Raw genomic sequence first — 12,180 nt, 5'->3', positions numbered from 1 at the left:
CATGGGCCGCCTCACCACGCGCGCCCCGGTCACGCGGATCACGCTGAACGACGGCGACTCCGCGGTCCGGCGCCGCGCCGACACGCTCGTCGTGGAGGAGCCGCTCGAGATCCGCATCGTGGGCGAAGCGCTCACCGTCACCATGCGCACGCCCGGGCACGACCTCGAGCTCGCCGCCGGCTTCCTGGTGTCGGAGGGCGTGATCGCTGCGAGCAGAGACCTCCGCTCGGCGATCCACTGCGGCGGTCCCGGCACCGGCTCGGCGGCAACGCCGCTGCTGACGATCGGGCCGGCGGCGGTCGGCACGCCGGCGTCGACGGAGAACACGTACAACGTGCTCGACATCGCTCTCGCACCGGGCCTGGCGCCGTTGATCACCGACATCGCGCGCAACTTCTACACGACCAGCTCGTGCGGCGTCTGCGGCACGGCGTCGATCGAGGCCATCGAGAAGCAGTCCCGCTACGACGTGGCGACGGATGCCGCAGCCGTCGATGCGGCAGTGATCACCACGCTCCCCGACACGCTGCGGGCAGGGCAGGCGGTGTTCGAGAAGACCGGCGGCCTCCACGCCGCGGCACTGTTCGACGCCGCCTCGGGGGAGCTTCTCGTGCTCCGCGAGGACGTCGGCCGCCATAACGCCGTCGACAAGGTCGTCGGCTGGGCGGTGCTCGAAGACCGGCTGCCGCTGACCGGAACGGTGCTGCAGGTGTCGGGCCGCGCGAGCTTCGAGCTCGTGCAGAAGGCCGTGATGGCCGGCATCCCGATCCTGTCCGCCGTCTCGGCGCCCTCGTCTCTCGCGGTGGAGCTCGCCGCGGCCACGGGGCTCACGCTCGTCGGGTTCGTGCGCGGATCGTCGATGAACGTGTACTCCCGGCCGGACCGGGTGCGGGTGCCGGCGCCCTCCCGGCTCTGAGACGGCTCAGCGCTGCGCGGCCGCGAGCTGCACCACGCACTGCGTGGGATCGCACGACGGCGCGATGCCCTCGACGCGCAGCGGACCGCCGGCCTGCGCCAGCACGCCGTCCATGATCCCCACGTGCACGTGGCATAGGGTGCCGCGGTGCTCGGCGGCGGGGGCGTGCGGGCACGGCGTCAGATCCACGGTCAGCGCGCGCTCATCGACGAGCGGGTCGAAGCCGGCGTCACCCAGGTCCTCCACGAGTGCGTCGAGCTGATGGAGGGCATCGGCGCCGAGCTCGGCATCCGTGTCGGATCCGTACATGCGGCGCAGCAGGTCGCCGCGCCGCGCCGCAGCCTCGGCCCGGCGGATCGCCACCGGACTCGACGCCTCGCCGTCGCCGGTGGCCGCCGAGTAGAGCACGCGCGGTCGCCCGCGCGTGGTGCGGCGCTCGGTCTCGCCGATCACGTAGCCGGCGTGCATCAGACGCTGCACGTGCTCGCGCACCGTGTTGGCGTGCAAGCCCGTCGCTGCGACCAGCTCCGAGACCGTCCGGTGCGGGCGCTCCTGAAGCAGATGCATGATCTCGACGCGGGAGTAGCTCGAGATCGCGCTGTACCCGGCCGTCATGCCCCCATTATCGCCGGATGCCGCGACGGTTCCGGCTCGCGATGCCGCATCGGCGTCGGATCAGAAGAGCTGGCCGAAGATGAGGATCGCGATGAAGAACACGGCCAGGATGGCCACGATGATGCCCAGCGTGCGGCCGGAGAGCTTCGCGACGCCCCACCCGATGAGCACGGGCACCGCGAACAGGAAGATCGCGATGATCCACCAGAACGTCGAGTAGCCGGCGCTGCTGGCCTCTTCGAGGCGGCCGCCGAAGAGCTGCTGCGTCGCGGGGTGGGTGGCGAAGCGCACCGCGATCGAGATGGGGACCGCGACGAACGCGAACACGACGAGTCCGATGAGCCAGCCCCAGAGGACGGGGCTGCCGTTGCCCGCGAGGACCCCGCCGTGCAGTTCGGGTTCGGGCTGGTGCTGCTGCTTGCCTGATGCCATGGGCATGACTCTAGTGGCGCGAAGCCTGCGTCGGTCGCGGGTTCCGCCCGGACGTGGCGCTGCCCGCCGGTCCTCAGGGAGGAGGCGGGCAGCGTCGGGGCGCCTAGGATCACCGCCTGGGGGTGCGGTTCTCCGCGCTCACCATCCACGAGAGCTGCTCAACACGCTCGAGGATGGCGTGGAGGATGTCGGCACTCGTGGGGTCTTCTTCGTCGACGGCGTCGTGCACGTCGCGACAGGTCGCTGCCACGTCGTCCAGTCGTTCCGTCATCAGATCGACGACCTCGTTCGTCGCGATCTCGCCCTGCGGGAACTCCGGCAGGGTGGTGTTCTGTGCGACCACGTCGCTGCGCCCGTCGGGCAGGGCGTGCAGCGACCGCATCCGCTCCGCGACGGTGTCGGCGAAGTCCCGGGCCGCCTCGATGATCTCGTCGAGCTGGAGGTGCGTGTCGCGGAAGTTCCGGCCGACGACGTTCCAATGCGCCTGCTTGCCCTGCAGCGAGAGCTCGATGAGGTCGACGAGCACCTTCTGCAGGTTCTCGCTCAGCGTCTCGGACGCCGTGAACCCGCGTTCCGCGTTCTGCTCCGGGGTGAGCGCCGCGCCGACCCCGCCGCGCGCCGTACGGCGACGGCTCTTCGTCGTCGCGCTCCCGCCGCTCTGCGAGGTGCTCTTCTTCGCGGTCGTCGTCGCCACTGTCGCTCCGTTCGTGGGGGTGCTCGCTCAGGAGACGGCCGTGAGGGCTCGCCGTTGGGGCACCGGCGTGGGTCGACCCGCTCTGCGGGTCGCCTCGACGCTAACCGGCCTGGGTCCAGAAAGCTCGGGGCTTGCCCTTTTCGTTGCGGCGTGCTACCCCTCGTCTCCGCCGTCCGCGTGGTGGGATGGGAGCGTCATGACTTCGCCGACTCCCGCCCCCGCGTCCGCCACCGAGATCGCCGCCGCCGTCCGCGCGGGCGACGTCTCCGCTCTGGAGACCGTCGAGGCGCACCTCGAGCGCATCGCCGCCGTCGATCCTGACGTGAACGCGCTCACCGTCGTCTTCGCCGAGCGGGCGCGGGAGGCGGCCGCCGAGGTGGATGCCGCGCTGGCGGCCGGCCGCGACCCGGGCCCGCTGGCGGGCGTGCCGATCTCGGTGAAGGAGAACATCGACCTCACCTGGTCGGCGACCACCAGCGGCTGGCGTGGGCTGGCCGATGCGGTGCCCGCGCGCGACGCCTCGATCGTCAGACGCCTGCGCGAAGCCGGAGCGGTCCCCGTCGGCCGCGGCAACATGCCCGACTTCGGCATGCGGTGGGACACCGACAACGACCTGTTCGGCCGCACGGTCAACCCGTGGAACCGCGAGCGCAGCGCCGGCGGCTCGAGCGGCGGCGACGCCGTTTCGGTCGCGACCGGCATGAGCGCCCTCGGCGTCGGCAACGACTTCGGCGGATCCCTGCGCCTGCCCGCCTACGCCGCCGGCGTGGTGGGGCTTCGTCCCACTGAGGGACGGGTGCCGCGTGCGGCCGTGAACGGACAGCCGGTGGTGCTCACGCTCCAGCAGTTCTCGGTGAATGGACCCCTGGCGCGAACGGTCGGCGACGTGGCACTCGCGCTCGGTGCGATGGAGGGCTGGGATGCCGACGACCCGGTGTCGATGACGGCGCCGACACCCGCCCGCGTGCCGCACCGCGTCGGAGTCGTGCGGCACACCGCCGGGACCGAGGTGGATCACGAGGTGTCCGCAGGCGTCGACCGTGCCGCGGCATCCCTCCTCCGCGCGGGCTGGGATGTCGTCGCGGTCGAGGCCCCGCACCTCGAGGAGGCGGCCGTGCTGTGGCGGCGGCTGTCGTGCACCGACATGCTGATCTCCCTCGACCCCGCGACGCTGGGGGAGCCGCTCGGTCGCTCGGCCACCGCGTTCCTGCGTGACAGCACCGCCGCGGCCCGCCCCTACGAGTCCGCGCGCGAGTACGCCGAGGCGTGGGCACGCCGCGCCGCGATCGCCGCGGATTGGCGGCGGCTGCAGGTCGAGGTTCCGCTCCTGCTCGGCCCCGTGTCGGCGTCGCGCATGCGCGAGTCGGACTACGACCTCGGCGGACGCGAATCGGCCGATCGCGCGTGGGGCGACCTGTGGCTCACCGTGGCAGCGAACTTCCTGGGGCTGCCCGCACTGGCGCTGCCGACCGGACTCGGCGCCGACGGCATGCCGACCGGTGTGCAGCTCATCGGCCCGTCGTGGGGCGAGCACATCGTGCTCGAGGCGGGCCATGCGGTCGAGGCGGGGGTCCCCCGACTGCCGTCACTCTTCTAGTGCGACGCGGGTCGTCGCGTCAGGATGGGGCGGGGCGGGCCCGCGTGGCCGCTGTATCAGCGCCACCGACCCTTCCTCCTCCCAGACGGAAGGCGAACGGAGAACCCATGTCTCGCACGCGCGCGTCGCAGGTGACGCTGCCGGATCTGCGCGGCCGGACGGCACTCGTGACCGGTGCGAGCGACGGCGTGGGGGTCGAGATCGCGCGCGGACTCGCGGGTGCGGGCGCCGATCTGCTGCTCCCGGTGCGCAATCGCGACAAGGGCGCGCGGGTGATCGACATGATGCGCACCGACTCGCCCGATGCCCGAGTGGGTCTTCGCGATCTCGATCTGGCGCGCCTGGCTTCGGTCGACGCGCTCGCCGCGGCGATGCGCGCCGAGCGGGCACCGCTGGACATCGTCGTTCTCAATGCGGGGATCGTGCTGCTCGGCGATCCCGAACGCCACGTGAGCGCCGACGGGTTCGAGCTGCACTTCCAGACCAACTTCCTCGGGCACTTCGCGCTGACGACGGCGCTGCTACCCCTCCTGCAAGAGCGTGGCGCACGCGTCGTCGTACAGCTGAGTCTCGCGGCGGCCATCGCCCGGCCGGCATGGAACGACCTCCAGAGCGAGCGCCGATACTCGCCGCTGCTGGCCTACGGTGCGTCGAAGGCGGCGCTCGGGCTGTTCGCGTACGAGCTCGCGCGACGCTCGGCCGCCGAGGGCTGGGGCATCTCGGTGCAGCTCAGCCACCCCGGTGTCGTGCCGGACACGGGGATCGCGCCGGCCATGCGCGCACGTCAGCGCAGCGGTGCCGCGCGCGGACTCGCGCAGCGGCTCGGCAGCACTCCCGCGCAGGCGGCGCAGCCGGCTCTGCTGGCGGCGGTGACGGATGCTGATCCTGTCGACCCTGCCGGTGAAGATCCCCTTGTCGCTGACTCGTCGATCCGAGGCTCCGGCCGGCAAGGGCGCGCGGCGTCCCCGGGCTTCTTCGGCCCGTCGGGCTGGATGCATTTCAGCGGCCCGGCGGACGCGTTGCGCCCGTACCGACGGCTCGCCGACCCTGCGGCCGGCGCACGGATGTGGGTGATCGCCGAGAAGCTGCTGCGCGACCGGGCCGACGCCGTGCGCGCCTGACAGGCTGCCTCACCGGCACGCTGGGCGCGTGCGAGCGCAGACGGCGCTGCGTCCGTGGACTACGGAATCGGCGACTCCGGAGCCTCCGGGGTCTGCGGGTACGGCGGCTCCTCGGGATGAGGCGCGAGGGGTTCCTCGGGCCAGGGCGCCGGCGGCTCGCTCGGCGGTTCCGGCGAGGGGAAGTCCGGGCTCGGCCCGCCGGGGCCGGCGGGTGCTTCGCCCGGCGGCGTCTGGTCGGGCAGCGGCTCCGGGATCGTGGGGTCGGTCATAGCTCCTCCAGCGAGGTCTGCGGGCGGTCTGTGGGGTTCGTGTCCAGGGTCCCTCGGCGAGGCGCGCGCGGCGAGACCCTTGACGCGGCATCGGCCCGGGGGTAACCGCGTGCGGCGCGGCAGGGGAGCATCCGTAGGCTGGAGGGGTGGCATCCGTTCTGAACATCTCGGCGTATCTGTTCACGCACATCGCCGACACTCCCGAGCTGCGGCCGACGCTGCGCGAGCGCGCCGTCGACGCGGGGCTGAAGGGCACCATCCTGCTCGCCGAGGAGGGGATCAACCTCTTCCTGGCGGGGGATGCCGCCGCCCTGCGCGGCTTCGTCGCCGACCTTCGGGCGGACCCGCGCTTCGCCGCGCTGACGACGAACGAGAGCTGGTCGGCGGCGCAGCCCTTCGGCAGGATGCTGGTCAAGGTCAAGCGCGAGATCATCCGCATGGACCACCCCACGATCCGCCCCGAGGTGGGGCGCGCGCCCGCGGTCGCCCCCGAGACGCTGCGCCGCTGGCTCGACCGTGGTCGAGACGATGAGGGACGCGAGGTCGTCCTGCTCGACACGCGCAACGCCTTCGAGGTCGACTACGGCGCGTTCGAGGGGGCTGTCGACTGGCGCCTCGAGCGGTTCACCCAGTTCCCGGATGCCGCAGCCGCCGCTGCAGCCGACCTCGACGGCAAGACCGTCGTGAGCTACTGCACCGGCGGCATCCGCTGCGAGAAGGCGGCGATCTATCTGCGCGAGGCCGGTGTGGAGGCGTATCAGCTGGACGGCGGCATCCTCGGCTACTTCGAGCAGGTCGGCGGCGATCACTGGAACGGGGAGTGCTTCGTGTTCGACGAGCGGGAGGCCCTCTCGCCCGCGCTGACGCCCCGACCGCAGGTGCTCGCATGACGGCGGCCGGATCGACGGCACCGGCGGACGAGCGTCCTGCCCGCCGCGCGGTGCTGATCGCCGTCGCGATCGACGTGGTGATGGTGATCGCCTTCGCCGCGATCGGCCGCGCCAGCCACGACTCGGACGTGTGGACCGGCCTCTGGCAGACGGCGTGGCCGTTCCTCGGCGGCCTCGCGGCCGGCTGGGTCGTCACCCTCGCCTGGCGGGCACCCGCCGCGCCGGTGCGAACCGGACTCGGCGTCTGGGCCGTCACCCTCGGAGGAGGGATGCTGCTGCGCGCGGCATCCGGTCAGGGCACGGCGCTCCCGTTCATCATCGTGGCCGCGGTGACCCTGTTCGTCGCGCTCGTCGGGTGGCGTGCCATCGACTTCGCCGTGCGCCGCGCGCGCCGGCGCTGAACCGGCCCTCAGCCGGTCTTGCGGAGGCCCGTCTCGATCACGATGCGGTTGCCGTCGATCACACCCGGCCCGTCGCCCGGCACGGGGGCGGGAGCGGGCGTGATCTGCTCGGCATCCCACACCGCCCGGGCGTTCTCGGCGGTCGGATAGAAGAACTCCTCGATGCCGAGCAGCCCTCCCGAGGAGTGCGAGGGCGCTTCGCCGCGGCTCCGCCGCCGATGTGTGTCGACCGCGAACCACAGGAAGTACACCGGCAGGGCGACTGCGGCGCTGGCGAAGGCCCACACCATGATCTCGCCCATGTCCATGACGACAGCGTACGTCGCGGTCACCGGTGCGCGAAGCCCTCCAGGGTCGCGTCGGGCGGGACTTCGTCGAACCACGCCTCGAAAGGCACGGGCGTGCCGTCGCCGGGAACAGCGTCGACGTAGGTGCTGCTCGCCGCGGCGATGCTGCCGTCGGCAGCCCGTGCGAGCACAGTGACCGCGACATACTCCTGGTCGTCTTCGAAGCGGGCGCTGAGTGTTCCCGACACAGCAGCCGGACCGTCCGGGCTGGTGGGGCCGGTCAGCTGCTCGACGACGAAGCTGCCGGTCTCAGCGGCGGGCGACAGCGTCGCCTCGGAGGCTTGGGGCGGGCTGACCGAGATGCTGGCGATCTGAGCGTCCCCCATGTCGAAGAAGTAGCCGACGAACGCCGTCCGTCCGGAGAGCAGCATGGTGTACGCGGGAACCGACGCGAGCGGCGACCCGTCGGCGGCGTAGGCGACGACGTCGAGGTACGAGTCGAACACGTAGTCCGCGTTCGCGTTGTCGATCACCACGGCGTACCACCACACGTCCTCGTAGTCGTGTCCGAACGCCGTCTCGGCCACGGTCGGCTGCACCGGCGTCGCGAACTGCGCCCCGGGGTCGGGCTGCCCGTCGGTTCCCGGAGCGGTGATGCCGGGCGCCACGTATTCCTCGTAGTCGTCGTCCCCATAGGGTCCGCTGTCGACTCCGGAGGTGCCGGCGAACGATCCCAGGACCGCGGCCACCGCGAGGACCACGGTCAGGATGCCTCCGACGATCGAGAGGATGAGCGCGGCGACGCCGAAGCCCTTGCCGCCCTGCTTCCTGCTGATCAGGGCGATCAACGCGAGGACGAAGGCGACGAACAGGAGCAGCGGCGACAGCGAGCCGGCTCCCCAGGAGCCGACGGCGGCAGCGACGAAGGCGAAGAGGATTCCGGCGCCCGCCATGACCAGCGCGACGATCGCGAGCGCCTTCGGCCGGGTGTCGATGCCGCGGGGGCGCTCGCCCCCGGGCGCGCGGCCGAAGGCCGGTGCTCCAGGGTAGGTGGGCGGTGGTGCCGCGGGGTGGCGTGCGTAGGGCGGGAGGGCGTAAGCCGCGGCGGGGGCGCCGGAGTCGGCACCCGGCTGCACTCCCGCGGACGCCGACGGAGGGCTGCCGGTCCACGGGGGCGCAACGGCAGGCGGGGTGTTCGTGGCACCGGGGTCGGCGTACGACGGGGTGGCGTACGCGTGGGTGAGGGGCTGAGCGGGCGGCTGCGCCGGCGCCGCGTCGGCGGGCGGCGATGTCGGCGTCGCGGGGATCGCGTAGGCGGGGATCGCGTACTGCGGAGCGTCGAGGGCAGGCGCCGTGTAGGGCCGCGCGGGCGCGGCCGCCTCCGCCGGATCGGCTGTCGACGCGGTCTCCCGCGGGGATTCCGGCTGGGAGGCTGACGCAGAGCCGTGCGGGAGCGTGGGATCCAGAGGCTCGCCGGGCGGGGGCGCAGCGGAGGGGTGGGCCGTGGGTGGGTGGTCGCCCGGTTGCTGCGGCGGGAGGGGGTCGGACATGCGGCTCCTGTTCTCGCTCTCCGGTGTCTGCCCCAACCTAGCGAAAGGACCGGGTGGTCTCAGGTGCATCGGCAGAAAGAGAACGGCGCCTCCCGCCGTGCCGCGAGGGCAGGGCTGGAGGCGCCGTCCTGTGGTCGGTGCGAGGTCAGCTCAGGCCGTTCTCGGCGAGCCAGTCCGCGGCGATGTCCTCGGCCGAACGCTCGTCCTCTGTGGACTCCACGTTGAGCGCGACCAGTCCCTCGGGGGTCAGCGCGGCGCTCACCGCGTTGATGACGTCGGCGATCTCGTCGGCGATGGCGGCGTTGACCACGGGGACGACGTTCGAGGCGAGGAAGAGGCCGTCAGGGTCTTCCAGCGTCACGAGGTCCTGGGTCGAGATGCGCGGGTCGGCGCTGTAGACGTTGGCGACCTGGATGTTCCCGGCGACGAGCTCGTCGACGGTGGTGTCGGCGGTCGCCTGGAACGACACGGTCACCCCGTAGACATCCTGGAGTCCGGTCGGCCCGTACGGGCGCTCCTCCAGCTCGGGCGCGCCGCCGAGCACCAGGCCGTCGATGCCGGCGAGATCGGCGATCGAGGTGAGCCCGTTCTCCTCCGCGAAGGCGGCGGTGACGTTGTAGGAGTCCTGGTCGGTTGCCGACGACTGGTCGAGCACCGTCAACCCCTCGGGCAGGGCGTCCTGCAGAGCCGCGTAGACGTCGTCCGACGTGGTCGCCGTGGTGTCGGGCTCGAAGTACTGCAGCAGGTTGCCGGTGTACTCGGGGAACAGGTCGATGTCGCCGTCCTCGAGGGCCGGCATGTAGGCGTCCCGCTGGCCGATGTTGAAGTTGCGCTCTACCGTGAAGCCGCCCGCCTCGAGTGCCTGCGCGTAGATCTCGGCGATGATCTCGTTCGAGTAATAGGCCTGCGAGCCGATGACGATGGTCGACGAGTCGCCGGTGTCTCCGTTGTCGCCGCCGTCGCCGCTCAGCGGGTCGCTGGACGCGCAGCCGGCGAGAGCGAGTGCCGCGATGGCGGTCCCGGCGAGCGCCGCGGTCAGGCGCGTGCGTGCTGTGGACATTTCGTTTACCTCCGGTGTGGTGGTGGGGGATATCAGCGGGAGAACTGCGGGGCGCGGGCGAGAGCAGGTGCACTCGCCGCCGAACGGACGCGGGGACCATCGGTCCTGGGCACGGCGAAGCGGGCGAGCAGGGCGAAGACCCCGTCGAGGACGAGAGCGAGTGCGACCACGACGATGGAGGCCCCGAGGATCTCGGGGAAGTCGCGGAGCGCGATGCCCTGCAGGATGTAGTAGCCGAGACCGCCCACGCCGATGTAGGCGCCGATGGTCACCGTGGCGACCACCTGCAGCGTCGCCGAGCGGAAGCCGCCGATGAGGAGTGAGAGTCCGAGTGGCATCTCGATCCGGAACAGGATCTGCCACTCCGTCATTCCCATCGCGCGGCCGGCGTCGATCACGGTCCGATCGATCGCCTCGATGCCCGCGTATGCACCGGCGAGGATCGACGGGATCGCCAGGACGACGAATGCCGCCACCGCGGCCTCGGTCTTGAAGGCCACGCCGAAGACGAGCCAGAGGAGGACCACGAGCCCGAGCGCGGGAAGTGCTCGAGCTGCACCCGAGAGGAACACGGCTAGTTCACGGCCGCGCCCCGTGTGGCCGATCAGCCAGCCGACGGGCGTTGCGATCACGGCCGCGATCGCGACGGATCCGAACGTGAACGCCAGATGCTGGGCGATGGCGGTCGGGAGCGGGAGCGAACCCGTCAGCCGTTCGGGGGAGAAGATCCAGGCGAACGCCTCGGCAAGCAGGTTCATGCGGTCACCGCCCGAAGCCGTGCCTGCCGTGGTGCCCTCGTTCGCCTCGTCCACGGCATGAGGGCGCGACCGGCCAGGATCAGCAGTCCGTCGATGATCAATGCGATGACGACGACCGCGACGACGCCCGCGAGGACCTCGGCGATGATTCGACGCTGCGATCCGTTCGTGAAGAGGTAGCCCAGATTCTCGACCCCGATGAGCGCCCCGACGGTCGCGAGGGAGATCGTCGACATCGCGGTCACCCGCAGGCCCGCCAGCACGACGGGCCCGGAGAGCGGGAAGTCGACCGTCCAGAAGCGTCGCCAGGCGCCGAAGCCGACAGCGACGGCGGCGGAACGCGTCACCGGGTCGACGGATGCCAGCCCGTCGGTGACGGAGCGCGTCATGATGGCGACCGCGTAGATCGTCAACGCGATGACGAGGTTCAACTCCGACAGGTAGGGCACGCCGAACAGCGTCAACAGAGCGAACAGGGCGAACGAGGGGATCGTGTACAGCAGCCCGACGACCGTCAGCACGGTGCCGCGGAGCCTGGTGTAGCGGAACGCCAGCCAGCCCAGAGGAACTGACAGGACGAACCCGGCGACGATCGCGACGGCGCTCTGACGCAGGTGGTCGACGGTCAGTGCGCCGATCAGGTCGAGGTTGTCGAGCACCCAGTTCACGGCTCGTCCTCCACCAGCACGCCCTGCGTGCGCCCGGCGGTGTCGACGAGCACCGTCCCGTGCGCCGTCTGCTTGGCGCGCAGCGCCCGTGCGCCGCGCTCGACGCCGATGAAGTCCGCGACGAACTCGCTCGCCGGGTTCTCGATGATCTCGCTCGGGGTGCCGATCTGGGCGACGCGCGCGCCCTTCTCGAGGATCACCACCTGGTCGCCGAGCAGGAACGCCTCGTCGATGTCGTGGGTCACGAAGACGATCGTCTTGTCGAGCTCGTCCTGCAGCCGCAGCGTCTCGGCCTGCAGCTCCCGGCGGACGATGGGGTCGACGGCGCCGAACGGCTCGTCCATCAGCAGGATGTTGGGGTCGACCGCGAGGGCCCGCGCGACACCCACGCGCTGCTGCTGGCCGCCCGAGAGCTGGCTCGGGTAGCGCTTCGCGAGCCCGCGCTCGAGGCCGACGACATCCATCAGCTCGAGTGCGTCCGCGCGCGCCTTCGCCCGCGAGACGCCGCTCAGCACGGGAACGGTCGCGATGTTGTCGATGACCGAGAAGTGGGGGAGGAGCCCCGCGTTCTGCAGCACGTACCCGATGCCGCGGCGGAGCGTCACCGGGTCGCGTTCCGAGATCGGCTCATCGTCGATCGTGATGACGCCGGTCGTCGGCTCGACCAGCCGGTTGATCATGCGCAGCAGTGTGGTCTTGCCGCTTCCCGACGATCCGACGAACACCGTGGTCTTGTGCGCGGGGATGAGCACGCTGAAGTCGTCGACGGCGGCGGTGCCATCCGGGTAACGCTTCGAGACCCCGCGGAATTCGATCGCCATGCTGCCCTTTCGGCCGGGGTTCCCACATAACCACACGCCGCCGACATGATGACGGAGGCCGACAGACGCCGTGATCTCCGGTATCCTCGCGCCCCGCGACG

At 71.6% G+C, this 12,180-nt stretch carries 15 protein-coding genes; 5 read left to right on the top strand and 10 right to left on the bottom strand.

Annotation, left to right across the window (positions count from 1 at the left end; translation table 11 throughout):
* Position 1 precedes the first annotated feature (1 nt).
* Positions 2-916 carry a formate dehydrogenase accessory sulfurtransferase FdhD gene (gene fdhD / locus MRBLWS13_RS07430; RefSeq protein WP_349428383.1) on the top strand — a complete coding sequence of 305 codons (915 nt, stop codon included), beginning with the start codon at positions 2-4 and terminating at the stop codon, positions 914-916.
* A 6-nt stretch (positions 917-922) separates the two neighbouring features.
* Here fdhD and MRBLWS13_RS07425 read toward each other — a convergent pair whose 3' ends face one another.
* From MRBLWS13_RS07425 to MRBLWS13_RS07415, 3 genes are all read right to left on the bottom strand, one after another.
* Positions 923-1,531 (bottom strand): ArsR family transcriptional regulator, encoded by a 609-nt coding sequence (locus MRBLWS13_RS07425; RefSeq protein ID WP_349428382.1) that lies wholly within the window; start codon positions 1,529-1,531, stop codon positions 923-925.
* Between the two features lie 60 nt (positions 1,532-1,591).
* Positions 1,592-1,963 (bottom strand): hypothetical protein, encoded by a 372-nt coding sequence (locus MRBLWS13_RS07420; protein ID WP_349428381.1) that lies wholly within the window; start codon positions 1,961-1,963, stop codon positions 1,592-1,594.
* Between the two features lie 109 nt (positions 1,964-2,072).
* Positions 2,073-2,657 carry a DNA starvation/stationary phase protection protein gene (locus MRBLWS13_RS07415; RefSeq protein ID WP_349428380.1) on the bottom strand — a complete coding sequence of 195 codons (585 nt, stop codon included), beginning with the start codon at positions 2,655-2,657 and terminating at the stop codon, positions 2,073-2,075.
* A 196-nt stretch (positions 2,658-2,853) separates the two neighbouring features.
* On the opposite strand from MRBLWS13_RS07415, the gene MRBLWS13_RS07410 reads away from it, so the two are divergent.
* Positions 2,854-4,254: an amidase gene (locus tag MRBLWS13_RS07410; RefSeq protein WP_349428379.1), complete on the top strand. Its 1,401-nt coding sequence runs from the start codon at positions 2,854-2,856 to the stop codon at positions 4,252-4,254.
* 107 nt (positions 4,255-4,361) lie between these two features.
* A complete protein-coding gene (locus tag MRBLWS13_RS07405; protein WP_349428378.1) occupies positions 4,362-5,375 on the top strand; it encodes an SDR family NAD(P)-dependent oxidoreductase in 1,014 nt (337 codons plus the stop codon).
* Between the two features lie 59 nt (positions 5,376-5,434).
* On the opposite strand, the gene MRBLWS13_RS07400 is transcribed toward MRBLWS13_RS07405, so the two are convergent.
* Positions 5,435-5,644 (bottom strand): hypothetical protein, encoded by a 210-nt coding sequence (locus MRBLWS13_RS07400; RefSeq protein ID WP_349428377.1) that lies wholly within the window; start codon positions 5,642-5,644, stop codon positions 5,435-5,437.
* Between the two features lie 146 nt (positions 5,645-5,790).
* Here MRBLWS13_RS07400 and MRBLWS13_RS07395 point away from each other — a divergent pair, with 146 nt between their 5' ends.
* A complete protein-coding gene (locus MRBLWS13_RS07395) occupies positions 5,791-6,534 on the top strand; it encodes a sulfurtransferase (protein ID WP_349428375.1) in 744 nt (247 codons plus the stop codon).
* The gene (locus MRBLWS13_RS07390) at positions 6,531-6,935 is read left to right on the top strand and encodes a DUF3054 domain-containing protein (protein ID WP_349428374.1); all 405 of its coding nucleotides are present in this window, start codon (positions 6,531-6,533) and stop codon (positions 6,933-6,935) included. Before MRBLWS13_RS07395 ends, MRBLWS13_RS07390 begins: the two co-directional genes overlap by 4 nt.
* 8 nt (positions 6,936-6,943) lie before the next feature.
* On the opposite strand, the gene MRBLWS13_RS07385 is transcribed toward MRBLWS13_RS07390, so the two are convergent.
* The 6 genes from MRBLWS13_RS07385 to MRBLWS13_RS07360 all read right to left on the bottom strand — a co-directional run bounded on the left by MRBLWS13_RS07385 (position 6,944) and on the right by MRBLWS13_RS07360 (position 12,079).
* On the bottom strand, positions 6,944-7,243 hold the full coding sequence (locus MRBLWS13_RS07385) for a hypothetical protein (protein WP_349428373.1): 300 nt from the start codon (positions 7,241-7,243) through the stop codon (positions 6,944-6,946).
* Between the two features lie 20 nt (positions 7,244-7,263).
* The gene (locus MRBLWS13_RS07380; RefSeq protein ID WP_349428372.1) at positions 7,264-8,772 is read right to left on the bottom strand and encodes a hypothetical protein; all 1,509 of its coding nucleotides are present in this window, start codon (positions 8,770-8,772) and stop codon (positions 7,264-7,266) included.
* Positions 8,773-8,917: 145 nt separating this feature from the next.
* A complete protein-coding gene (locus MRBLWS13_RS07375; protein ID WP_349428371.1) occupies positions 8,918-9,832 on the bottom strand; it encodes an ABC transporter substrate-binding protein in 915 nt (304 codons plus the stop codon).
* A gap of 32 nt (positions 9,833-9,864) precedes the next feature.
* Positions 9,865-10,590 (bottom strand): ABC transporter permease, encoded by a 726-nt coding sequence (locus MRBLWS13_RS07370; RefSeq protein ID WP_349429009.1) that lies wholly within the window; start codon positions 10,588-10,590, stop codon positions 9,865-9,867.
* Positions 10,587-11,258, bottom strand: a complete 672-nt coding sequence (locus MRBLWS13_RS07365) for an ABC transporter permease subunit (protein WP_349428370.1) — start codon at positions 11,256-11,258, stop codon at positions 10,587-10,589. The genes MRBLWS13_RS07370 and MRBLWS13_RS07365 overlap by 4 nt, the downstream gene beginning before the upstream one ends.
* Entirely contained in the window at positions 11,255-12,079 is an 825-nt protein-coding gene (locus MRBLWS13_RS07360) for an ATP-binding cassette domain-containing protein (protein WP_349428369.1), read from the bottom strand. The genes MRBLWS13_RS07365 and MRBLWS13_RS07360 overlap by 4 nt, the downstream gene beginning before the upstream one ends.
* Between the last annotated feature and the right edge of the window lie 101 nt (positions 12,080-12,180).

Origin of the sequence: Microbacterium sp. LWS13-1.2, assembly GCF_040144835.1 — a bacterium.
In the GTDB taxonomy this organism is placed as follows: domain Bacteria; phylum Actinomycetota; class Actinomycetes; order Actinomycetales; family Microbacteriaceae; genus Microbacterium.
Note: the sequence above shows the minus strand (reverse complement) of the source record. Positions and strands in the feature narration are given on the sequence as shown.

Coding starts and splice junctions, on each gene's coding strand:
- MRBLWS13_RS07420 (WP_349428381.1), bottom strand. CDS start 1,963: ATGGCATCAGGCAAGCAGCAGCACCAGCCCGAACCCGAACTGCACGGC.
- MRBLWS13_RS07380 (WP_349428372.1), bottom strand. CDS start 8,772: ATGTCCGACCCCCTCCCGCCGCAGCAACCGGGCGACCACCCACCCACG.
- MRBLWS13_RS07375 (WP_349428371.1), bottom strand. CDS start 9,832: ATGTCCACAGCACGCACGCGCCTGACCGCGGCGCTCGCCGGGACCGCC.
- MRBLWS13_RS07370 (WP_349429009.1), bottom strand. CDS start 10,590: ATGAACCTGCTTGCCGAGGCGTTCGCCTGGATCTTCTCCCCCGAACGG.
- MRBLWS13_RS07360 (WP_349428369.1), bottom strand. CDS start 12,079: ATGGCGATCGAATTCCGCGGGGTCTCGAAGCGTTACCCGGATGGCACC.
- MRBLWS13_RS07405 (WP_349428378.1), top strand. CDS start 4,362: ATGTCTCGCACGCGCGCGTCGCAGGTGACGCTGCCGGATCTGCGCGGC.
- MRBLWS13_RS07390 (WP_349428374.1), top strand. CDS start 6,531: ATGACGGCGGCCGGATCGACGGCACCGGCGGACGAGCGTCCTGCCCGC.
- MRBLWS13_RS07425 (WP_349428382.1), bottom strand. CDS start 1,531: ATGACGGCCGGGTACAGCGCGATCTCGAGCTACTCCCGCGTCGAGATC.
- fdhD (WP_349428383.1), top strand. CDS start 2: ATGGGCCGCCTCACCACGCGCGCCCCGGTCACGCGGATCACGCTGAAC.
- MRBLWS13_RS07385 (WP_349428373.1), bottom strand. CDS start 7,243: ATGGACATGGGCGAGATCATGGTGTGGGCCTTCGCCAGCGCCGCAGTC.
- MRBLWS13_RS07410 (WP_349428379.1), top strand. CDS start 2,854: ATGACTTCGCCGACTCCCGCCCCCGCGTCCGCCACCGAGATCGCCGCC.
- MRBLWS13_RS07400 (WP_349428377.1), bottom strand. CDS start 5,644: ATGACCGACCCCACGATCCCGGAGCCGCTGCCCGACCAGACGCCGCCG.